General features: G+C 73.1%; 20 protein-coding genes. 10 read left to right on the top strand and 10 right to left on the bottom strand.

Annotation, left to right across the window (positions count from 1 at the left end):
- The first annotated feature begins 58 nt into the window (after window positions 1-58).
- The gene (locus ACOZ38_RS17605) at window positions 59-1,159 is read left to right on the top strand and encodes a GNAT family N-acetyltransferase (RefSeq protein ID WP_424531880.1); all 1,101 of its coding nucleotides are present in this window, start codon (window positions 59-61) and stop codon (window positions 1,157-1,159) included.
- Between the two features lie 9 nt (window positions 1,160-1,168).
- On the opposite strand, the gene ACOZ38_RS17600 is transcribed toward ACOZ38_RS17605, so the two are convergent.
- The gene (locus ACOZ38_RS17600; RefSeq protein WP_424531878.1) at window positions 1,169-2,170 is read right to left on the bottom strand and encodes a YbaK/EbsC family protein; all 1,002 of its coding nucleotides are present in this window, start codon (window positions 2,168-2,170) and stop codon (window positions 1,169-1,171) included.
- 199 nt (window positions 2,171-2,369) lie between these two features.
- Between ACOZ38_RS17600 and ACOZ38_RS17595 the strand changes: the two genes are divergently transcribed.
- Window positions 2,370-5,051: a LuxR C-terminal-related transcriptional regulator gene (locus ACOZ38_RS17595; RefSeq protein ID WP_424531877.1), complete on the top strand. Its 2,682-nt coding sequence runs from the start codon at window positions 2,370-2,372 to the stop codon at window positions 5,049-5,051.
- A gap of 93 nt (window positions 5,052-5,144) precedes the next feature.
- On the opposite strand, the gene ACOZ38_RS17590 is transcribed toward ACOZ38_RS17595, so the two are convergent.
- The 3 genes from ACOZ38_RS17590 to ACOZ38_RS17580 form a co-directional block, all read right to left on the bottom strand.
- Window positions 5,145-5,447, bottom strand: coding sequence for a hypothetical protein (locus tag ACOZ38_RS17590; RefSeq protein WP_424531875.1), 303 nt, complete (start codon window positions 5,445-5,447; stop codon window positions 5,145-5,147).
- Window positions 5,448-5,557: 110 nt separating this feature from the next.
- A complete protein-coding gene (locus ACOZ38_RS17585) occupies window positions 5,558-6,778 on the bottom strand; it encodes an aminotransferase class III-fold pyridoxal phosphate-dependent enzyme (RefSeq protein WP_424531873.1) in 1,221 nt (406 codons plus the stop codon).
- 5 nt (window positions 6,779-6,783) lie between these two features.
- Window positions 6,784-7,746 carry a carbohydrate kinase family protein gene (locus tag ACOZ38_RS17580; protein ID WP_424531871.1) on the bottom strand — a complete coding sequence of 321 codons (963 nt, stop codon included), beginning with the start codon at window positions 7,744-7,746 and terminating at the stop codon, window positions 6,784-6,786.
- An 82-nt stretch (window positions 7,747-7,828) separates the two neighbouring features.
- On the opposite strand from ACOZ38_RS17580, the gene ACOZ38_RS17575 reads away from it, so the two are divergent.
- Together ACOZ38_RS17575 and ACOZ38_RS17570 are read left to right on the top strand one after the other, a co-directional pair.
- On the top strand, window positions 7,829-8,419 hold the full coding sequence (locus ACOZ38_RS17575; protein ID WP_405148072.1) for a TetR/AcrR family transcriptional regulator: 591 nt from the start codon (window positions 7,829-7,831) through the stop codon (window positions 8,417-8,419).
- The gene (locus ACOZ38_RS17570) at window positions 8,416-9,081 is read left to right on the top strand and encodes a class II aldolase/adducin family protein (RefSeq protein ID WP_405148071.1); all 666 of its coding nucleotides are present in this window, start codon (window positions 8,416-8,418) and stop codon (window positions 9,079-9,081) included. The genes ACOZ38_RS17575 and ACOZ38_RS17570 overlap by 4 nt, the downstream gene beginning before the upstream one ends.
- A 14-nt stretch (window positions 9,082-9,095) precedes the next feature.
- Here ACOZ38_RS17570 and ACOZ38_RS17565 read toward each other — a convergent pair whose 3' ends face one another.
- Entirely contained in the window at window positions 9,096-9,884 is a 789-nt protein-coding gene (locus tag ACOZ38_RS17565) for a protein kinase domain-containing protein (RefSeq protein ID WP_405148070.1), read from the bottom strand.
- A 144-nt stretch (window positions 9,885-10,028) separates the two neighbouring features.
- Here ACOZ38_RS17565 and ACOZ38_RS17560 point away from each other — a divergent pair, with 144 nt between their 5' ends.
- Window positions 10,029-11,996: a cation:proton antiporter gene (locus ACOZ38_RS17560; protein ID WP_424531868.1), complete on the top strand. Its 1,968-nt coding sequence runs from the start codon at window positions 10,029-10,031 to the stop codon at window positions 11,994-11,996.
- Window positions 11,997-12,066: 70 nt separating this feature from the next.
- On the opposite strand, the gene ACOZ38_RS17555 is transcribed toward ACOZ38_RS17560, so the two are convergent.
- From ACOZ38_RS17555 to ACOZ38_RS17540, 4 genes are all read right to left on the bottom strand, one after another.
- On the bottom strand, window positions 12,067-13,542 hold the full coding sequence (locus ACOZ38_RS17555; RefSeq protein ID WP_424531866.1) for an FHA domain-containing protein: 1,476 nt from the start codon (window positions 13,540-13,542) through the stop codon (window positions 12,067-12,069).
- Window positions 13,539-13,982 carry a hypothetical protein gene (locus ACOZ38_RS17550; protein ID WP_424531864.1) on the bottom strand — a complete coding sequence of 148 codons (444 nt, stop codon included), beginning with the start codon at window positions 13,980-13,982 and terminating at the stop codon, window positions 13,539-13,541. The genes ACOZ38_RS17555 and ACOZ38_RS17550 overlap by 4 nt, the downstream gene beginning before the upstream one ends.
- Window positions 13,983-13,995: 13 nt before the next feature.
- Window positions 13,996-15,531 carry a hypothetical protein gene (locus ACOZ38_RS17545; RefSeq protein ID WP_424531862.1) on the bottom strand — a complete coding sequence of 512 codons (1,536 nt, stop codon included), beginning with the start codon at window positions 15,529-15,531 and terminating at the stop codon, window positions 13,996-13,998.
- Window positions 15,532-15,783: 252 nt separating this feature from the next.
- Complete coding sequence (locus ACOZ38_RS17540) at window positions 15,784-16,920, bottom strand: site-2 protease family protein (protein WP_405148061.1); 1,137 nt, start codon at window positions 16,918-16,920, stop codon at window positions 15,784-15,786.
- Between the two features lie 113 nt (window positions 16,921-17,033).
- Here ACOZ38_RS17540 and ACOZ38_RS17535 point away from each other — a divergent pair, with 113 nt between their 5' ends.
- Entirely contained in the window at window positions 17,034-17,894 is an 861-nt protein-coding gene (locus ACOZ38_RS17535) for a RecB family exonuclease (RefSeq protein WP_424531859.1), read from the top strand.
- A gap of 47 nt (window positions 17,895-17,941) precedes the next feature.
- Here the strand turns inward: ACOZ38_RS17535 and ACOZ38_RS17530 are convergent, their stop codons facing one another.
- The gene (locus ACOZ38_RS17530) at window positions 17,942-18,187 is read right to left on the bottom strand and encodes a hypothetical protein (protein ID WP_405148058.1); all 246 of its coding nucleotides are present in this window, start codon (window positions 18,185-18,187) and stop codon (window positions 17,942-17,944) included.
- A 306-nt stretch (window positions 18,188-18,493) separates the two neighbouring features.
- Between ACOZ38_RS17530 and ACOZ38_RS17525 the strand changes: the two genes are divergently transcribed.
- The 4 genes from ACOZ38_RS17525 (at window position 18,494) to ACOZ38_RS17510 (ending at window position 21,572) form a co-directional block, all read left to right on the top strand.
- Window positions 18,494-19,321 (top strand): helix-turn-helix domain-containing protein, encoded by an 828-nt coding sequence (locus ACOZ38_RS17525; protein WP_424531857.1) that lies wholly within the window; start codon window positions 18,494-18,496, stop codon window positions 19,319-19,321.
- The gene (locus ACOZ38_RS17520; RefSeq protein ID WP_405148055.1) at window positions 19,309-19,524 is read left to right on the top strand and encodes a DUF397 domain-containing protein; all 216 of its coding nucleotides are present in this window, start codon (window positions 19,309-19,311) and stop codon (window positions 19,522-19,524) included. Before ACOZ38_RS17525 ends, ACOZ38_RS17520 begins: the two co-directional genes overlap by 13 nt.
- Window positions 19,525-19,694: 170 nt before the next feature.
- Window positions 19,695-20,885: a sensor histidine kinase gene (locus ACOZ38_RS17515; RefSeq protein WP_424531855.1), complete on the top strand. Its 1,191-nt coding sequence runs from the start codon at window positions 19,695-19,697 to the stop codon at window positions 20,883-20,885.
- Between the two features lie 3 nt (window positions 20,886-20,888).
- Window positions 20,889-21,572, top strand: a complete 684-nt coding sequence (locus tag ACOZ38_RS17510; protein WP_363916310.1) for a response regulator transcription factor — start codon at window positions 20,889-20,891, stop codon at window positions 21,570-21,572.
- Window positions 21,573-21,605: the final 33 nt, after the last annotated feature.

Here is a 21,605-nt window from a genome sequence, read left to right as displayed (position 1 = left end):
CGTGAGGCCAGTGCGAAAAAGGTTCGCCCTCAGCGTCCGTACCTGGTAGCAATTGGGCATGTTCCCCCGTGAGGTGATCCCGGCGGGCCCGATCGTCCTGCGCGAGCACCTGAAGACGGACGCCGAGGCGATCACCCGCGGCTGCGCCGATCCTGAGATCGTCAGGTTCATCCCGACCGTGCCCTCCCCCTACGGCCGTGACGACGCGCTCGCGTTCGTCACCGAGGTGGTCCCCGCCGACTGGAGCCATGGCGGCGCCGCCTTCGCCATCGCCGACGCCGCCACCGGCGAATGGCAGGGCAACATCGGGCTGAAGCCGCTCAACGCACGCGGCGCGGGCGAGATCGGCTACCTGCTGGCCCCGTGGGCGCGCGGCAGGGGGCTCGCGACGCGGGCCGCCCGTGCGCTGGCCGAGTGGGCGTTCTCCCAGGGGGTGCACCGCGTCGAGCTGGTCGCCGATGTCGAGAACGTCGCGAGCCAGCGCGTCGCGATGGCCGCCGGGTTCCAGCGCGAGGGCATCCAGCGCGGCGCCGTCCCGCGCCGGGGCGGCGGCTACGGCGACGCGGTCGGCTACGGCCGCCTGGCCCTCGACCCGGGGGAACCCCAGCGGTCGTTCCTGCCCGACCTGCCCGGCGGGTCGCTGTCGGACGGAGTCGTGCTGCTGGCGCCGCTCACCCTGGCCGACGCGGGCCCCTACCAGGAGATGATGAGCGAGCCCGACGTCCTGCGGTACAGCGTGCCCCCTGAGGCTCCCGACATGGAGGACACCCTGCGGCGCTGCCGGTACACCGGGATGTGGTGGTCGTCGGGAGAGCGCGCCGAGCTCAGCGTCAGGGACGCCTCGACCGGTGAGTTCGCGGGCCACATCCAGCTCATGAACATCGTGCCGCCGCTCGGGCAGGCCATGGTCGGCTACAGCCTCAAGCACGGGTTCCGCGGGCGGGGGTTCATGACCAGGGCGGTGAACCTCCTGGCCGGGTGGGCGTTCACCGGCACGTCCCTGCACCGGCTGGTGGCGGGCACCGCTACGGGCAACACCTCGTCGCAGCGCGTGCTGGAGCGCGCGGGGTTCTCGCGGGAGGCGCTGATCAAGTCGCTGCTCCCGGGCGCCGACGGCGTCCGGCACGACGACCTGCAGTGGGTGCGCTTCCGCGGCTGAGGGCCGCGCTCAGGCGAGGGGCGCGGCGGCCGGGGTCGTGATCGGGGCGACCCGCGCGCCGAGCACCCTGACGAGGTCGGCCGGGGCGAGCTCCAGCTCCAGGCCGTGCCGGCCGCTCGCGACGTACACGGTGCGGTGGCCCAGGGCGCTCGGGTCGACGACCGCGGGCACGTTCAGCGGCACCCCGAGCGGGCTGACCACGTCCGTGCCGAGCGTGCTGACCTCGGGCGCCGAGGCGACCCGGGCCTGGACGCCGCCGGCGGCCAGGGCCAGGCCCGCCAGGTCGACCGCGGCGCCGACCGGGGCCACCGCGAGCACCACGTGCCCGTCGACGTAGGTGACGACGCCCTTGAACAGCCGGTCGTGGCTCACCCCCAGCTCCGCGGCGACCGACTTCTGGGATCTCGCCTTGGCCGGATCGTGCGAATAGGAATGGGCCGAGAAGCCGACTCGTGACCGGCGCAGCCTCCTGACCGCCAGCGTATCGGGAAGCCGCTCGCGCGCCGGGGCGGGAAAACGCGTCCCCGCCGCCTCACGCCTCTTTCTAAAGTCACGATATTTCGGGGTAAATACGTACAAATAATCGAGCAGTGCCTCGGCGAGCACCACCGCGTCCCTCGCGTCCTCGGCGGGGATCCGCCCGGCCCGGATGTGCGCCGCCTCGTTGCCGATCAAGCGCAGGTCCTCCGCCCACACCAGCAGCCTGCCCTCGATCAGGCCCCGCCTGCGCAGCTCCCTCAGCGCCTGCGACAGCGGAGAGACCCGCACGCCGTGATCTGCGCAGACGCCCTCCAGGAGCCGCCGCACCATCACGACGGCGGACGAATGCGCGCCCGCCCGCAGGCAGGCCTTGGCCTCGCCCAGCTCCGCGCGCAGGTGCTCGGGAAGCTCCCCGCCCTCGGGCCGTCCTGCCCCCGGCCACAGCACGCGGGCCGCGCGGGGCGGCCGCTCGGCCATATCCTCCTCGAACGGGTCGACGGATTCCTCGGGTGCGAGTAAAAGGACGTGCATGCACACCTGGCACACCGATAATGAATAAGGGGCGAGCAAAGGAGACAGAAAGGACCGGTGCGGGCCGTCGGGCTCGCGCGCCAGGGTGCCCCGTTCACACCTCGGGCACTCGACCAGATATCTGGCTCCCCAGCGTTCCACAAGCGGACGATAGACGATCGCGAACAGGCCGGACAAGGAAGCGGGCGGGAGGCGGCAGATGGCGATGTGGCCGTTCGCGGGCCGCCGGGACGACCTCGCCCGGCTCGTACGCCTGGCGCACGACGGCACGGCCCACGGCGTCGTCATCGCCGGCCCCGCCGGGGTGGGCAAGAGCAGGCTGGCCACCGAGGTGCTGCGCACGTTCGGCTCCTCGGCCTACGCCGTCATCCCGATCAGGGCCACCAGGGCGGCGGGCGGCATCCCGTACGGCGCGCTGGCCAGGCTGCTGCCGCCGGAGGCGCCTCCGGGGCTGGTCAACCCGCTGCGGTGGGCGGCGGACGCCGTGCGGGCGCACGCGGGGGGCCGCAGGCCCGTGCTGGCCGTCGACGACGCCCACCTGCTGGACGGCCCCTCGGCCGCCGCGGTGCACCACCTGGTGACCGTGGAACGTGCCCTGATCGTCGCGACCCTGCGCACCGGCGAACCCGCGCCCGACAGCGTGACCGCCCTCTGGCGCGACGGGCTGGCCACCCGGGCGGACATCGGGCCGCTCACCCTCGGCGACAGCGCGGCCATCCTCACCGCCGCCCTGGGCGGCAGGCCCGACGACGCCACCGTGCGGCGGCTCGGCACGGCGACGGAGGGCAACGCCCTGCTCCTGCACGAGCTCGTCGGCGCCGCGCGCGAGGCGGGCACGCTGCGTCAGGTCAGGGGCATGTGGCAGCTCACGGGTGAGCCGCCGCTCGCGCCACGGCTCACCGAGCTCGTCGGCGAGCGCATCGGGGCGCTGTCCCGTGAGGCGGGGGCCGTGCTCGAGCTCACCGCCTTCGGCGAGCCGATCAGCCTGGCCGCGCTGCTGGAGCTCACCTCCGCCGAGGCCGTCGAGCAGGCCGAGGGGCGCGGCCTGATCCGCATGACCGGCGACGGCCGTCGCGTGGTGGTCCGCCTCGGGCACCCCCTCTACGGCGAGGTCGCCCGCGCCGGGTGCCCCCCGCTGCGCCGCCGCAACCGCTACGCCACGCTGGCCGGCGCGCTGGAGCGCAGCGGTGCCCGGCGTCGGGACGACCTGCTGCGGCTCACCGTGTGGCAGCTCGAAAGCGGCAGGCAGGCGCCGGCCGGCCCCCTGCTGTCGGCGTGCCGGCTCGCCTGGGCGACCCACGACTACACCCTCGCCATCCGGCTCGGCCGGGCGGCGCTGGCGGCGGGCGGCGGAGTCGAGGCGGCCATCCTGCTGGCCACGGTCCTCGACTACGCGCAGTTCCCCGACGAGGCGCACGCGGTGCTGACCTCCCCGCAGACCTGGCCCCGCACCGGCTCCCCGTACGGGGCCGAGGTGCTCCCCGAGGCCGCGGACACGGCGGCGGGCTGGGACTCCCGGCTGGACGAGTCGACCGGCACGCGACTGGCGCTGGCGCGTGCGAGCAACCTCGCCTGGGGGATGAACCGCCTGGACGAGGCGCTCGACCTGCTCGACCGCACCGAGGCCGCCCTCGGCGACCCCGCTTCGCGCCGGCAGATCGCGATGCGCCGCCTCGACCTCGCCTCCAGCGCGGCCAAGCCGCGCACCGCGCTCGGTCTCGGCGCCGAGCTGCTCCGCGCGGTGCCCGCCGGGCCCCAGCGCATCCAGACGCTCAAGGCGCAGGCGCTCGCCCTGTGCTACGCCGGGCGGACGGGCGAGGCCGTGTCCGTCGCCCGCCAGGCGCTGACGGACGCGGGGTCCTGGCAGGACGCCATCCCGGCCATGGTGTCGCCGCTGCACTCGGCGTGGTCGATGGCCGGGCTGTTCGCCGGGGACCTGCCGGCGATGGAGGAGGCGGCCGGCTCGATGGAGGAGGCCGTCGCGGCCCAGCGCGGCTGGTCGCTGGGCGAGGGCAGCCTCGCGCTGGCCAAGGGGCACCTCGCCACGGCGCGGGGGCAGGTGCAGACGGCCCTCGGCGTGCTGCACGACGCCGCCCACCATCCGACGGCGCTCACCGTCGGCGGCTGCATGGGGGCCTACGCCGCCGCCCAGGCGCTCCTCGGGGACGCCGAGGGCGCCCAGAGCACGCTCGACGACGCGCTCGCCCGCAACCGGGCCACCTGGACCGGGTTCACGCGCTGGGTGTCGCTCACCCGCGTGTGGGTCGCCGCGGCGTACGGCGACACCGGCGCGGCCGTGGAGCTCGCGCTCGCGTTCGCCGAGGAGTGCCGTGAGGCCGAGCTGCCGGGGTTCGAGTTCGTCGCCCTGCACGACGCCGTGCGGCTCGGCGGCGCGGCCCACGCGCGCGCCCGGCTGGAGGAGCTGCCCGCGCTGCACGACGGGCGCCGGGTGCTGCTGGCCCGCGACCACGCGCGCGCGGCCGTGGCGGGCGACGGCGCCGCCCTGCTCGCGGTGGCCGACGGCTTCGAGGATCTCGGCATGATCCTGCACGCGGCCGAGGCGGCGGCGCAGGCGGCGCACCGCCTGCGCAAGGACGGCAGCGACAGGGCGGCGCTGGCGGCCACCACCCGCGCGTGGACCCTCGCCCGCAGGTGCGAGGGCGCCCGCACTCCGGCGCTCCACGGCCTGTCCGCGCCGGAGCTCACCGCGCGCCAGCTGGAGATCGCCCAGCTCGCCATGCACGGGCTGAGCAACCGCGACATCGCCGACCGGCTGGTGCTGTCGATCCGCACCGTCGGCAACCACCTGCGCGCGGTCTACGAGCGCACGGGCCTCAGCGACCGCGCCGAGCTCCGCCGCCTCTTCGACGGCACCGACTGAGCTCCCGCCGTTCCCGCCGTTCCCGGCGTTCTGGCCGTCGTGGCCAGGACGGCCGTCGTAGCCAGGATGGCCAGGACGGCCGTGACGGCCGCTCTAGCCGCCGGCCGCGCGCCAGGCGTCGGCGAGCATCGCGACGACGTCCACCTCGCCCGTGCCGTTGCGCTCGGTGACCCGCCCGCCGATGCGCACCATCGCGGTGACCTCGTCCCCCCGGCCGCGCAGCCACATCTCCCAGGACCGCGTCCCGGCCCGGCCGCCGGGCGCCCGTCCCACCGGCCCGAGCCGTGACACGGCGCCGCACCCGGGGCAGGCGAACTCCCCCGGTGCCACCTGCCCGTCCACGCTGTCCACGCTCTCCACGCGCGGGTACGGCCGCGTCTCCGCCTGCACATCCATGGCTCCCGCTTTCCGAGGCGCCGCCCCCGGCCACGGTGCCGCTGGGCCGCCTCGCCTATCAAGAGCGGGCAGGCGCCGCCCTGATACCTCTCCCGGGGACGGCTCCGCGATCAGTCGGAGCCGAACTTGGCCCTCAGTTCGCCGAACGCGGCGTCGGTGCCCGCGAGCGCCCTGTCGATGTCGGCGTCGGTGTGCGCGGCCGACAGGAACCAGTTGTGCCACGGGTGGAGGTAGACCCCCTGCGCCAGGCAGGCGCTCGACCAGAACATGCCCTTCTCCAGGGTCTCGTCCCCCTCGAAGGACAGCCACGGGATCTGCGCGGGGCCGGTCTGGTCGACCACGAACCCGTGGGAGGCCGCCTGCGCCGCGAGGCCCTCGCGCAGCCGGGAGCCCGCCCGCTCCATCAGCGCCACGCCGCCGGTGTCGCGCAGCGTCTCGATGGTCGCCTTGGCCGCGGCCATGGCCACCGCGGAGAACCAGAACGACCCGGTGGAGTAGAGCGTCTGGGCGGGGCCGCGGAGGGCGTCGGTGCCGGTGACGGCCGCGATCGCGTACCCGTTGGCCATGGCCTTGCTCCACGCCGTCAGGTCGGGCCGCACGCCGAGGGGCTCCCAGGAGCCGCGCAGGTCGAGCCGGAAGCCGGCCCGGACGTCGTCGATGACCAGGGCCGCGCCGATGCGGTCGGCGAGCGCGCGCAGGCCTCGGGCGAACGCCGGGTCCACCAGCTCCTGGTCCTCGAAGGAGTCGTGCTTGAACGGGGTCACGATGATCGCGGCCACGTCCCCCTCGGCCCGGGCGGCGGCGGCCTCGGCGCCCGCCAGGTCGTTGTAGGGGTACTCGATCAGGTCGGCGCGCTCGCTTGGCGTGGTGCCGGCGAGGCTCGGGGTGCACCACGGGTCGGCTCCGTGGTAGGCGCCGTGGGCCACCAGCACCTTCTTGCGCCCGGTGGCGGCACGCGCCACCATCAGGGCCTGGGTCGTGGCGTCGGTGCCGTTCTTGGAGAACATCACCCAGTCGGCCGAGGGGATGGTGTCGACCATCAGCTCGGCCAGCTCCACCATGACCGGGCCCGGCCCGTTCAGGCAGTCTCCGGCGGCCTGCTGCGCGGCCACGGCCTCCTCGACGCGCGGGTGCCGGTGGCCGAGGATGACAGGTCCCCAGCTGCACATCAGGTCGACGTACTCGCGCCCGTCGGCGTCCCACTGGCGGCAGCCCTCGCCCCGCACGAAGAACTGCGGGAAGCCGGGGGCGAAGATGGCCGCGTTGAGATGGCCGTACATGCCCCCGGGAATGACCTTGGCCGCCCTCTCGCGGAGGTGTGCGTCAGACATGTCGCTCAGATCCCTTCGGTGCCTTCGGTGCCTTCTGAGTCCGCCGCGGACCGGGCCCCTTCGATGAGTTCGATGGACAGGCCGTCGAGTCCCGCGTCGGAGCCGAGGCCTCCGGCGACCCGGGCCGCCACGGCCGTGCCGAGCCGGGCCGCCGCCACGACGTCACGGCCGCCGAGCAGCCCCGCGATGAACCCGGCGCAGTAGGCGTCGCCGCACCCCGTCGTGTCCACGACCGGCACTTCCAGTGCGGGCACGCGGGTGAGGCCGGACGCCGTGGCGACCAGGCTGCCCTCGCTCCCGAGGGTGATCAGGACCCCGGACGGCCCCTCGGCGAGCAGCTTGGCCGCCGCCTCCTCCACCCCGGAGGCGCCCGTGATCATCAGGGCCTGCTCCTCGTTGGGCAGGAAGTAGTCGACGTGCGGCAGGAAGGCGCGGGCCCCGGGCATGAGGTCGGGCATGTTGGACAGCAGGTCCATGGTGATCCGCGTCCCGCCGTGCCGCGCGGCCCCGAGCGCCTCGAAGAAGGCCGGGTCGTGCAGGCCCCAGGTCACGTCCATGCCGCCGAGGTGGACGATCTCGGCGCCCGCGAGCAGGCCCGGGTCGAGGTCGGCGAGCGAGAACCCCAGGTTGGCGCCGGGCACGTGGAACGAGGGCCGCCCGCCGTCCGGGCGGATGGGCAGGATCGACGCGGCCGTCTGCTCGCCGGGCTTGCGCACCACGCCCCGGACGTCGACCCCGTGCCGGCCCATGATCATGACGAGGAACTCGCCGAGCTCGTCGTCACCGACGGCTCCGGCCGAGGCGACCGGCACCCCGAGCTTGGCGAGGTCGACGGCGGTTCCGGCCGCGGCCCCGGCGGCCGTGACGCGGATCTGCTCCAGCAGGTGGGTGTCCTGGCCCTCCGGGATGAACTCCACCGGCCTGGCCAGCACGTCGACGATGTGCACCCCGAGCGTGACGACGGTCATGTCTGGTCCTTCTGGATGTATGAGATTGCCGGATAATAGACGGGCGACCGACTAAAATGTCAAGACCCGGGAAGGGAGAGGGATGCCGAAGATCGTCAATCACCAGGAGCGCCGCGAGGAGGTCGTGGCCGCCGCCCGCAGGGTCATCCTGCGCGAGGGCATCGACGCGGCGACCACCCGGGCGATCGCCAAGGAGGCCGGCTACTCCAACGGCGTCCTCACCCACTACTTCGCCGACAAGGACGACATCCTGCTGTCGGCGCTGAGGTCGTCCCACCGCCGCATCGTGCACCGGCTGAAGGGCAGGCTCGCCGGTCGCACCGGGCTGTCCGCGCTGCGCGAGGTGCTCGCCGACAACCTCCCCCTGGACGAGGAGCGAGCCCAGGAGACCGCCCTGGAGGTGGGGTTCTGGGGCAGGAGCCTGGCGGGCGGCACACTGCTGGAGGTGCAGCGCGAGGAGGCCGCCGAGCTGCGTTATCTCGTACGCACCCTCCTCGACGCCGCCGCGGAGGCGGGCGAGATCAGTACGGGCGAGGATCTCGGCGATGTCACCGAGCGCCTGCTGGCCCTGGTCGACGGGCTCAGCGTGCACCGGCTGCTGTATCCCGACCGGATCTCCACCGAGGTGCTTCAGCGCCTCATGGCGGCAGAGCTGGACCGCCTGACCCCATGAACGACACGACCGCGCACCGCGAGAACGACGAGGGTGAGATGAAGCTGGCCGAGGAGCGGGAGCGGCTGTGCGAGATCGGCCGCCGCATGGTGGACACCGGGCTCGTGCTCGGCACCTCCGGCAACATCAGCGTCCGCAGGGGCGACCTGGTGGCGGTGTCCCCCGGCGGGGTGGCGCTCGACCGGCTGGCACCCGCCGACTGCCCCGTCCTGGACATGTCGGGAAACGTGCTGGAAGGCGAGCGCAAGCCGTCCTCCGAGGTGCCCATGCACCTGGCGATCTACGAGAGCACCGGCACCTCGGCGGTCGTGCACACCCATTCGTCGTACGCCGTGATCGTCTCCGCCACCATGACCGAGCTGCCGCCCGTCCACTACAACGCGCTGCTGCTCGGCGGCGTCATCCGCGTGGCGCCCTACGCGACCTACGGCACCCCCGAGCTCGCCGACCACGTCCGCACCGCCATGGAGGGCAGGCAGGCCGCTCTGATGCAGAGCCACGGGGCCGTGGCCGTCGGCGGCGACCTGGACCAGGCGCTCGAAGGCGCGCGGCTGCTGGAGTGGCTGTGCTCGGTCTACGTGCGGGCCAAGATGATCGGCGAGCCGCGCGTGCTCACCGAGGAGGAGCTGGCCGCCGTCATCGAGCGGGCCGCCAGAGGCTAGCGCCCGCGCCTCCTTCAGGACACCAGCTGGTACAGCCGGTCGGCGAGGCCGAAGGCGGTGGGGCGCTTGGCCGCGTCGCCGATGCACGAGCCGACCAGCTCGGCCAGCTCCGGCTCCAGCTCGGGCCTGATGGAAGGCGGGGTGCTGTACACCTTCCTGAGCGTCATGAGCGGGTCGTGGGTCGGCAGCTCGCCGTACAGGCCGTGGCCGGTCATCGACCAGTGCAGGGTGGCGCCGAGCGCCCACACGTCGCCGCCCGGCGAGGGCTGCTCCCCCTGGAGCAGCGCGGGATCGGTGAACTCCACCGAGTTGAGCCCGCCCATGCCGGTGATCGTCGCGCCCGGCATCAGCACCTGGGACAGGCCGAGGTCGGACAGCTTGCCGCCGCCGGGCGTCAGCAGGACGTTCCCCGGGTTGATGTCCCTGTGCACGATGCCCTCCTCGTGCAGGGCCTGGGCGGCCCGCGCCGCGCACGCGACCGCGCGCAGCGCCCCCTCCCGCGACGGCCGCTCGGCCGGACCGGCGAGCGAGCCCCCGGCGATGTACTCCATGGAGTAGTAGAACACCCCGCCCTGCTGCCCGGCGTCGTACAGCGTCACCAGGAAGGGCGAGCGCACGGCGGCGAACGCCTTCAGCTCGCGGGCGGCCCGCCTGAACGCGTCCTGGCCGGTGCCCCCCACGACCTTGACGGTGACGTACTCCGTGTCGACGGGCAGCCTCCGCGGCTTCCTCGCCAGATAGAACTCGCCATGGTTGCCCGCTCCAAGCGGCCGGACGAACTCGTAGTCGGCGATGCCCTCCACCTTGCGTTCCTCTCGTCAGCACGCACAGAACGGCCCGGCGTGCGATGCCGGGCCTCGCGGCGCCCGCCCAACTCACGGTAACGTCGCGTTGACCATTATCGGGGGCTTTGATCAGAGTGTCTTTACTTGCGGGGACGATGTTCGATGCTGCACGTGGATGTGCTGCTCCTTGATCTTGTAATCGTGCTCGCCGCCGCGCGGCTCCTCGGCGCGCTGGCGAAGCGTCTCGGCCAGCCCCCGGTGATCGGCGAGATCGTGGCCGGCATCCTGCTCGGGCCGACGCTGCTCGGCCCGTGGATCGGCGACGACCTGTTCGGACCCGACATGCGGCCCGCGCTGACCGCCCTCGCCGACGTCGGACTGATCCTGTTCATGTTCGTGGTCGGGCTGGAGCTCGACCAGAAGCTGGTACGGGGCAAGGGCAAGGTCGCGGCGAGCATCTCCCTCGGCTCCACCATCGTGCCGTTCGTGCTCGGCACTCTGCTCGCGCTCGCCCTGGCCGGGGAGCATGCCCACGGCAACACGCTCGCGTTCGTGCTGTTCCTCGGGGCGGCGATGTCGGCCACCGCGTTCCCCGTGCTCGCGCGCGTCCTGACCGACCGCGACATGCACCGCACCACGCTCGGCGGGCTCGCGCTCGCCTCCGCGGCCGTCATCGACGTCCTGGCCTGGACCGTCCTCGCCGTCGTGGTCGGCATCGCGAGCGCCGAGGCCGCCAGCGGCCAGTGGCAGGTGCTGCTGGCCGTGCCCTACGCCGCGGTGATGTTCCTCGTGGTACGGCCGCTCCTGGCGCGCCTCGTGCCGGCCTTCGAGCGGGCGGGGCGGCTCACGCCGGGGCTGCTCTCGGTCGTGCTGATCGGCCTCGTCGCCTCGGCCTGGGCCACCGAGTGGATGCACGTCCACTTCATCTTCGGCGCGTTCCTGTTCGGCGCGGTGATGCCCCGGGAGGGCGCCGAGCGCCTCAACCACCAGATCCTGGAACGCCTGGAGCAGCTCACCGTGCTCCTGCTGCTGCCGATGTTCTTCGTGGTGTCCGGCCTGAACGTGAACCTCCGGACGCTGACGGTCTCCAGCCTGGGCGTGCTCGCCGCGATCCTGGTGGTGGCGGTCGGCGGGAAGCTGGCCGGCTCCTACCTCGGCGCGCGGCTGCGGCGGGTGCCGGTGCGCCAGGCGTCCGCGCTGGCCGTCCTGCTGAACACCCGGGGCCTCACCGAGATCGTCATCCTCACGGTCGGCCTGCAGAAGGGCGTGCTGGACGGCGAGCTGTACTCCCTCATGGTGCTCATGGCGCTGGTCACCACCGCGATGACCGGCCCGCTGCTGCGGCGCGTCTACCCCGACCGCCGGGTCGCCAGGGACATCGCCGAGGCCGAGCGCGCCGCCCTCGGCGTGACCGCCTCCTACCGCGTGCTCGCCGTGGTCCCCGGACGTCCCGGGGACGCCGGGCCGCTCACAGGCCTGGCCACCACCCTGGCTACGGCCGCCGCCCCCTCGGAGGTGGTACTCGGGCACCTGGAGCCGTACCCCGACGGCCGCCTGGAGGTCGGCACCGGGCTGTCGTCCGAGCTGGCCGAGATGGCCGAGACGCTGGGCACCCTGGAGGGCCTGGCCGCCGGGGTGCGCGAGCGCGGGCCTGAGGCGCGCGTGGTGACCCGGTTCTCGGCGGACCCGGCGGCCGACCTCCCCGGGCTCGTCGACAGCGCGCGGCCCGACCTGGTGGTGGTCCCGCACGACACCCCCGGGTACGAGCGGATCCTCGCCGAGTCGACCGGCAGGACCGTCACCGTCCTTCCGGGGGCCTACGACGCCGCCGGGCCGGTGGCGGTGCGCCACGGCTCGGGAGACGCCGCCGCGCACGTCGCGCTCCAGATCGCCCTGGCCACCGGCCGCCCGCTGGTCGTGCTGGGCCGGGGCAGGAGCGCCGCCCTGGCCGAGCGCCTCGCCAGGCTCGGCGTGGACGCCACCTCCGCGGCCGAGGCGCCCTCCGGAGCCCTGGTGGTCGCTCCGGAGGGCGCCTCCCCGCCGTCCGGAGCGCACCTGCTCGTACGCGCCGAGCAGGACGCCGACCCGGTCGAGTGGGCGGCCGTCACCCCGGCGCGGGCCGCCACCTGACGGCCAACGCGTGAGGGCCGGGCACCCCGCCGATCGGGAGCGCCCGGCCCTCACGCGTCACGCGGCCCGGCTAAGCCTTGCGGTGGGACTCGTACCGCATCGTGCGGGACACCCCGATGCGCACCGTCGTGCCGGGCAGGACGGGCACCGGCTCGTTCGGCGGGATGTCGTAGAAGTTCGGGTCGCCGGGCGGCTGCACCTGGGTGCCGTTGACCGAGCCCAGGTCGATCAGGTTGACGTCCCACCCGTCGAGCCGGACCCGCAGGTGGCGGCGGGACACCGAGCCGTCGGGGCTGGTGACCCTGGCCGGCCTGGCCTCCCCCGAGGTGACCTCGGGCGCGCGCTCGGGGTCGCGCCCGAGCAGGTAGTCGCTGTCGAGGCGCAACGTGAGCCCGTCGTCGAGCAGGAGCACCCCGAGCGGCGGCCTCTCCCCCTTGTACGGCACGAGCGTGCGCTGCACCAGGGCGATGCCGCACACCGCGCAGTATGGGACGCGGGGATCGTTGAAGTGGTCGTTCTTGCAGTCGACGCCGTAGACCATCGGGCGGCTCAGCGGCTCGGGGGTCGGGCCCGCCTCGGTGGGCTCCAGCATGGAACCCGGCGTCTCCTGGTGCCCCTCGGGCCCGTTGACCAGCAGGAACGACTCGAACTCCGGCGCCTCCTCCTGCGGGGGCCGCCCGCCCGCCGAGCCGTTGGCGCCCAGGGCCGCCATCTCGGGGTCGGTGACCAGGCCCGGCGCCCGTTCGAAGTCATGCGGGGGCGGCGGGAAGGGCTCAGGGGGCGGCGCCGAGGCGAACGGCGGCGGGGGCGGGGCCACCGGAAGCGGCGGCGGGGCCTCGATGGGGGGCGGCACGCTCATGGCGGGCCCGTGGTCCATCGCGAGGGCGGCGGAGACGGCGCCCTCCGCGAGAGGGGAGGACTCGGGCGCGGCCGGCTCCGAGGGGCGGAACGGCTCGGGCGCCACCGCCTCAGGGGCGGGGCGGGGCGGTTCGGGCGCGGGGCGGGGCGGCTCGTACGCCGGGGCCGGCTGCGGGACGGACGGCTGCGACACCATGGGCGCGAACCGGTCGCCGGCCTCGCCGAAGTCGCAGGTGACGCCGCCGCCCGCGATGACGCCCGCGTCGAGGCGCGCCCTGCCGATCGGGCGCCCGGCGCCGGGCAGCCGGAGCTCCACCGTGGTCACCGGGCCGGGGACCAGGCGGTCGGTCCAGGTCAGGGCGTCCTTGCCGTCGAGCCGCACGTCGGCGCCCGAACCGATGACAAGGGCCTGCGCCTCACCGCTGACCAGCACCGCGACGCCGCCGCCCGCGCGGCCGGCGACGGCGCAGGTGATCGGCTCGGCCGTCATCGACCGCGCGAGCACCTGGGCGGCGCGCCGGGCGAGCGCCCGGCCGTCGCCGCCGTCGGCGGCGGTCTCCTGGACCGCCGCCAGCAACTCGTCCGCGACGGCGTCGGCCGCGTCGCACACCAGCAACAGGCCGCCCACATGGGCGATCAACCCGTTGCCGGGAAGCGGACGCACCACCCCCACGCCTTGCTCCGTCACAGAACTCTCCCTCCCCGAAAACGCCACCGGACGAACGGCACCCGCATCGGACCGTTGGCCACCAGCCAAACACAGATCCAGACCACCACGAACTGCGTCCAGAAGGCGGCGGCGGGCGGAACCGGGTCGATGAGGCTGCCGATGGCACCGGACCGTAGCAAAAAGAACAGCAGAAGTCCTTCAGGCACGAGTGTGACCAAACCGAACAGAGTGGGCCAGTCCTTCTCCCAGCGGAACTGCATGAGGAAGTGGTAGACCAGTTCCCACACCACCCCCAGCACGGCGACCGCCGCGAGAACCAGGAAGCCCACGCGGTAGTCCTGGGAGAGCGGGCCGGACAGGCCGGGCAGCACGGGCACGATCAGCAACGTGATCACCACGCCCACGGTGGCAAGAAGGAACAGCCGCGTCTGGATGCGGCCGATCAGAGTTGGAACCACGGGGGGACTCTCCTTAGACGGGCTTGTTGAAGGCCCACTTGAACCACTGGGAGGTCGAGCGCATCGGGCCCATCTTGCGGCAGAAGCCGCGCCTCGCCAGGTCGTCCGCGATCTCCTGGGCCGCGATCTGCAGGCCGAGGAACGTGTCGACGCCGGGGAAGTAGCCGCCGAGGGTGGCGGAGCCTGAGGCGTAGAGCGCTCCGTCGCCGCTGGCGGTGCCCTTGACCTCGAAGTGGCGCTCGACCTCGAGCCGGCCGACCGGGTTGCGGTAGGCGCCGCCGTGCTGGAGCAGGTCGGCGAAGACACGGTGCTCCGCGATGTCGGCCTCGAGGCCCGTGCAGTCGATGATGTAGTCGGAGACCGGCTCGCGCACGGTGCCGTCCTTGCTGCGCACGTAGCTCAGCATGCGGCCGTCCTGCGCCCGCTCCACCCGCTCGACCGTGCCCTGCACCGCGTGGTAGTAGCCGCCCGCGCGGCCCTGGCGCATCTGCTCCTGCCAGCGCCGGCGCTTGGGGGTGTTGGTGCCGCCCATCTGCTTGTACTTCTGGGCGCGCTCGGGGCCCTCCAGTCTGCGCATCTCGGCCTTGAGCTGGCCGCCCCACACGGACTTCGGGTAGTTGAAGCCCTGGTAGGCCCAGCCGTCGCCGCCCTTGCGCCTGCTCCACATGTGGGGGCCGTGGGCGCCGGTGACGAACGTGCGGAAGATGTGGATGACCTGCGTCTGCAGGTGGTACTTCTCGCGGTCGTCGAACAGGCGCTGGAGCACGCGGGAGGCGACGATGCCGCCGCCGCGGATCACGACCGTGCCCGGGCGGGTCTTCAGGAACTCATAGACCTGCTCGTGGGGCTCGTAGGCGTTCACCACGTGCTGGTAGTCGCCGTACTTCTGCCGGAACTCCTGCAGGTCGGGCAGGAACTTCAGCCCGGGGTAGCCGATCGCGATGTGCACGAACCGCGAGCGGAAGACGATGCGCTTGGTGGGCGACGTGCCCTCGGGCGGGGTGACCACCGTGAAGTAGCCCCCGCCGGCCCTGCGCCGCACCATGCGTACCTGGCCCTTGACCAGCATGTCCCAGTAGTCGATGCGCTTGGCCTCGCGCTCGAGGTTGCGGAAGACCGTGCCCGCCCTAGGGGTCCAGTAGTCGTTGAGGATGGGCTCGGTGGCGATATGGAACAGGTGGCCGGGGTTCTTGTCGCGCCAGGCCTCCTCCAGCGCGTACGACGGGAAGCCCCACAGGTTGTCGGGCCTTGAGGAGGAGTCGGAGCGGATGCGCTCCTGCCGGGGGATCTGGGAGCACCTGGTCAGGAACTCGTACGTCTGCCACGGGTGGTCGATGTTGGACACGACGCGCATCTGCGAGGTCGGGACGCCGTAGACGCGGAGGTAGTCGAGCGTGACGAACGACCCGATGCCACCTCCCACCGTGAGGAAGGGGATGTCGTACATGGGGATGCCCGCCGCGGCGACCAGTTGGTCGCTCCACTCGGACGCTCCCAGCAGCTCCGGCGTCAGATCACCGGCGGCGGGGGGTGTGTGAGGCGTAGCCAATGCGAACGTTCCTAATCTGCTTGGCCGACCGGATCGGCGATCAGAACAGTAGTCTCGGCGCGCACGGAAGACGAGTGGGACAAAGCGGGCAATCTTCCCCCCGATGCCGCCGCCCGCCCCCGTCGCGCGCCATTGATCAGACGCCTGACCGATGCCGGAGGTTCGCCCCGTCACCGAGCCGAAACCTCGACGTCCCCCGCGATCACGCCGCCCGGCCGCGCCCGATCGGCACGGGCCGGCCGGAGGGGCGCGTCAGACTCCGGAGAAGACGCGGTTGACGTCGGCCGTGACCAGCACGCCGAAGACGTCGCCTCCGCGCTCCACCAGCAGATACTCACCGGAGGGGGCGCCTCGCATGGCGTCCAGCAGCGACTCTCCCGCGAGGTCGGCCGGCAGGACCAGCGACGGCTCGAGGCTGCGCGCCAGCGAGCCGACGGTCACCCACGGCCTGCGCTGCTCGGGCGTCGCGGTGACGGCCGCCTCGTTGACGATCGCGATCGGGTGCCCGTCGTGGTCGACGATCACCATCGCCCCCGCCTGGGCCTCCCTGGCGCGGCGCATGCCCTCGGCCAGGGGCACCTCGGCGGTCACCGGGATGGCCCTGCGGGCGAGCGAGCGGGCCTGGACCTGCGGCATGCGGGCGCGCACCCGGGCCACCCGCAGCGACTGGGTGGCGCCGACCCAGATGAAGGACGCCAGCAGCACCGCCCACAGCAGCGAGCCCCAGCTCGGCTCCTGACCGGTCATGAGCGGCAGCCCCACCGGCACGGCGACCAGCGCGACCGCCAGCGCCCGGCCGAACCAGGCGGCGGCGATCGTGCCGGAGCCGGCGTTGCGGGTGAGCTTCCACACCCCCGCACGCAGCATGCGGCCGCCGTCGAGCGGCAGGCCGGGCAGCAGGTTGAACACGCCCACGATGAGGTTGGAGACCCAGAGCTGCAGGACCAGGACGTGCGGGATGGTGCCCTCGGGGATGAACCCGCTGGCGACGAAGCCGATGCCGGCGAGCCCGAGCGACAGCAGCGGGCCCGCGAAGGCGACGAGGAACTCCCTGGCCGGCGTCTCCGGCTCGCGCTCGATCTCGGAGACCCCTCCGAGGAGGTAGAGCGTGATGCGGCGCACGGGAAGCCCGAAGTAGCGGGCCACCACGCAGTGCGCCAGCTCGTGCAGCAGCACCGAGACGTAGAGGAAGACGGCGAACACGAAGGCCACGAGGTAGGTGGTGACCGTGTCCCTGCCGGGAAGGTTCCTCGCCACCTCGGGCTGGAAGGTGTAGGTGATGAACGCCGCGACGATCAACCAGGTCGGCGAGACGTATACGGGGATGCCGAAAGGCCGTCCCATGCGCAGCCCCGGAGACTCAGGCCGTTGCGGGGTCTGGGTGCTCATGATTGTCGTCTTCCCTCCTTGTGCCTAGATGCTACGCGCCCCTGGGCGGTGATCGGCCGTTCACGTGCATGCCTCCGGCTTAAAGTGTCGGCCGACTGACCTACAGTTCCGGCATGAGCATTTCGGAGCCGCCCGCGGTAGTCGGCACTCTCTCCCCCTCCCGCGCGGGCGACTTCATGACATGTCCGCTGCTCTACCGCTTCCGCGTGATCGATCAGCTTCCCGAGCGGCCCTCGCCCGCCGCCGTGCGCGGCACGCTGGTCCACGCGGTGCTCGAGCGGCTGTACGACCTGCCGGCCGCCGAGCGCACGGTCGCGGCGGCGCAGGCCCTGCTCGACCCCCAGTGGGCGCGCCTGCTGGAGCACACCCCCGAATACTCCACGCTGTTCGACGACGACACCGAGCACGACCGCTGGCTCGGCCAGGCGCGGCAGATGCTCGAGCGCTACTTCGCCCTTGAGGATCCGAGCCGCCTGGAGCCCGCGCAGCGCGAGCTCTACGTCGAGTCCGTGCTCGACAGCGGGCTGATGCTCAGGGGCTACATCGACCGGCTCGACGTGGCGCCGAGCGGCGACGTGCGCGTGGTCGACTACAAGACCGGCAGCGCCCCCGGCCCCGACTTCGAGGCCAAGGCGCTGTTCCAGATGAAGTTCTACGCCCTGGTGCTGTGGCGCCTGCACGGCACGGTGCCCCGGCTGCTCCAGCTCATGTACCTCGGCAACGGCGAGGTGCTGCGCTACTCCCCCGACGAGGCCGACCTGCGGGCGACCGAGCGCAAGGTGCAGGCGCTGTGGGAGGCCATCGAGCGGTCGCTGACCACCCGCGAGTGGCGGGCCCGGCGCAGCCGCCTGTGCGACTGGTGCGACTACCAGGCCATCTGCCCCGAGTGGGGCGGCACTCCCCCGCCCGTCCCCGACCGCCGCCCCGGCGACACCACGCGCGGCTCCCGCCGCGCCGCCACCGACGAGCTCTGACGACCCCGCCCTCGCGGGCCCGGGCGACGCCGGGGTGACGCGGCGGCTCACCCGGAGCCGTGGATGGCGTCCCACTCCTCGTCCTGCAGCGGCGGGATGCCGAGGGCGGCCGCCGCCTCGTCGAGCTCCTCGCGGTCGAGGTGCCAGGAGGTGATGAACCCCTCGGCCAGCCGCCTGCGGCGCTCGGCCTCCACCATGCCCGCGACCACCTTGCTCACGCGCCGCACCGTCTCGAGGTTGGCGTGCCGCTGCTCCTCGGGAACGTCCGAGCGGTCGTAGACAGGGAAGATCATCGGCCCTCCTCAGGGCGGGCGGGGCCGTGCCCGCCCCCGATGGGCACGTCCCCCGCCCGCGCTCCGGCCATCTCGGGCGAATCCGCCGGCGCTCGCTCTGGACTCCGTGATTCCACACGTTCACGATGATGCTGTGGCATGTTCGTCATCGCCTCCGCCGTTCATCCGGCCGCCGACCGCCCGCCCTTCCCAGACTGCCGCCTGCCGACTACTCTCGGTACCCAATCACCTGCAGTTAGTATTCAACACATCGTGTGAAACGCGGTGTGGCAGAGCCGAGAGCCGCCGGACCAGTTGAACGGAGCGATGATGCCCGCCCCCCGCGAGCTGGACCCGAGCGCCTCGCCCCAAGCACTCTTCGGCTACGAGCTGCGCAGACACCGCACTGCCGCCGGCTGGACGATGGAGCAGCTCGCCCAGAAGATCTGCTTCTCGCTCGCCCTGGTGGGCATGGTCGAGACCGCCAGGCGCACCCCCTCCCGCGACTTCGCCGAGCGCTGCGACGAGGCCCTGAAGCTCGACGGGGCACTGCTCAGGCTCTGGCCCTTCATCAACCGCGCGTCCACTCCCGCCTGGTTCCGCCCCTGGCTGGACGTCGAGCGCGAGGCGGGCACGCTGCACACGTGGCAGCCGCTCATAGTTCCCGGTCTGCTGCAGACCGAGGAGTACGCCCGGGCGATCCTGCTCGGCGAGCCCCGGGTGTCGCCCGAGCAGGTGGAGGACCACGTGGCCGCGCGCATCGAGCGGCAGCGCGTCTTCGAGCGCCCGGAGCCGCCGATGTTCTGGGCGGTGCTCGATGAGGGCGTGCTCCGCCGGCCGGTCGGCAGCGCCCAGGTGATGACCGACCAGCTCACCCGCCTGCTGGAGGCAGGGACACTTCCGTACATCACCATCCAGGTCCTGCCGCTCAGCGCGTACTCCACCACAGGGCTCGAAGGAGGATTCATCATCGCCCAGACCCGGGGCGTCCCCGATACGGTGTACCTGGAGTCAGCGGGTCATGGCCAGGTCGTCGACCGGGCGGAAGCGGTCGAGGATCTCACGACCAGATACGAAGTGATCCGCGCTGAGGCGCTCCCCCAGCGCGCGTCGCTCGACTTGATCAGGGAGACGATAGAGCGATGGACGAGCTGAACGACGAGCTGCGCGAGGCCGCGTGGTTCAAATCCTCCTACTCCGGCAGCAGCGGCGGTGACTGCGTCGAGGTCGCCGCCCTGCCGGGCGCGCGGGTCGGCGTCCGCGACAGCAAGAACCCCGGCGGCCCCGCGCTGGTCTTCACCGCCGGCGAGTGGACCGACTTCAGCAGGCGCATGAAGGACGGCCGCATCGACGTGTGACGTCCGGCCGGGTCCGTGCGGCCACACCGGCGGCCGTACGGACCCGGCGTGCGCGAAGGGCCGGCCGGCCGGGGTCACCGGGCGCGCGGGGCGCGCGTCCTTCTGCGGGATGAGGGCGATATCCGTCCTGAGCAGGGTGGCCAGCAGCAAAGACGTCCTAAATTGAGAGGGTGCGCACCACCCCCGGCAGTCCGCGAGCATGGCTGAGAGCCCATCCCCTGTTCGGCGACTCGGCTCTCGCGGCGGTGGTGACGGGGCTTTCCCTCGTGGCGGCCGAGTTGTCCGGCTCCGTACAGGGCCAGGTGCGGCCGCCCACCGTGCTGAGCGTCGCGCTCATCGTGCTGGCGTGCCTTCCGCTCGCGCTCCGCAGGCGCTGGCCGTTCGCGCTGCTCTGCCTGGCCGAGCTTCCCCAGATCATCCTGGCCGCGCTGGACCACGACGGCGGGCTCGCCGGGCTTGCCTCGCTCATCCTGCTGTACACCGTGGCCGCGTACCGCGGCCTGGCGCTCAGCCTGGTCGCCGCCGCGGTCAGCTCGCTGGCGTACGCCGTCGGCGGGATCCTGGCCGACGACCGGGGCGACTGGACCCAGCACACGTTCGCCGCCATGGTCGCCCTGGCGGTGTGGGTGGTCGGCCGCTCGGTGCGCCTGCGCCGGGCGTACCTCGCCGAGCTGGTCGACCGGGCCGAGCGGCTGGAACGAGCCAGGGACGCCGACACCCGCGCCGCCCGCGCGGAGGAGAGGTCGCGCATCGCCCGCGAGCTGCACGACGTGGTGGCCCACCACGTGAGCGTGATGACCGTCCAGGCGGCCGCCGCCCGCAAGGTGCTGGACACGCGGCCCGAGGCCGCCAAGGACGCGCTGGTGGCCATTGAGGAGATGGGCAGGACCGCGATGCGCGAGATGCGGGGCATCGTCGGGGTCCTGCGCACCGACGGTGAGACCGGCGAGCTCGCGCCGCAGCCCGGCATGGGCGACCTGCCCGGCCTGGTCGACCAGATGCGCGAGGCGGGGCTGCGCGCCCAGCTCTGGATCGAGGGCGAACGGCGGCTCCTCCCCCCTGGCATCGACCTGGCCGCCTACCGCCTGGTCCAGGAGGCCCTGACCAACAGCCTGCGGCACGCGGGGCCCGCGGCGCGGGCCTGGGTGACCGTGCGCCACGAGCCGAGCGAGCTGCTGGTGCAGGTGGAGGACGACGGGCGTGGCGGGACGGGCGAGTTCACCCGCGGCCCCGACGACCGGCCCGGGCACGGTTTGGTGGGCATCCGCGAGCGAGTTGCCCTTTATGGTGGAATCCTGCGGATCGGCCCACGCCAGGGGGGCGGATTCGAGGTCCGAGCCCGCTTCCCCCTCAAGGACTGACAAATGACTATCCGTGTGCTGCTGGTCGACGACCAGCCGCTTCTGCGCACCGGCTTCCGGCTGATCCTCGAGGCCGAGCCCGACCTCACGGTGGTGGGAGAGGCGGGCAACGGGTCCACGGCGCAGGACCAGTCCAGGGTCCTGCTCCCCGACGTCGTCCTCATGGACATCCGCATGCCCGGCGTGGACGGCATCGACGCGACCCGGCGCATCGTGCGCGACGCGGCCCCGGGCGCCCACGTGCCCCGTGTGCTGGTGCTGACCACCTTCGACCTGGACGAGTACATCGTGGAGGCGCTGCGGGCCGGGGCCAGCGGGTTCCTGCTGAAGGACGTGCCCCCCGACGAGCTGGTGCAGGCGATCCGGGTGGTGGCGGCCGGAGACGCGATAGTGGCGCCGAGCGTGACCAGGCGGCTGCTGGACAAGTTCGCCGCCCGCCTGCCGTCGGCCCACCAGCAGGCCACCCCGGCCCGCGTCCACCGGCTGACCGAGCGCGAGCTGGAGGTGCTCCGCCTCATCGCGAGGGGGATGTCCAACGCCGAGATCGCCGCCGAGCTGGTGGTCAGCGAGACGACCGTGAAGACCCATGTGGGCAACGTGCTCACCAAGCTGGCGCTGCGCGACCGGGTGCAGGCCGTGGTCCTGGCCTACGAGACCGGGCTGATCACCCCGGGCGCCATCCCCTGACGGGCCCTCCGGGCACGGCCGCCGTGGGCCGTA

Origin of the sequence: Sphaerisporangium viridialbum (assembly GCF_049674955.1) — a bacterium.
Lineage (GTDB): Bacteria > Actinomycetota > Actinomycetes > Streptosporangiales > Streptosporangiaceae > Sphaerisporangium > Sphaerisporangium viridialbum.
Note: the sequence above shows the minus strand (reverse complement) of the source record. Positions and strands in the feature narration are given on the sequence as shown.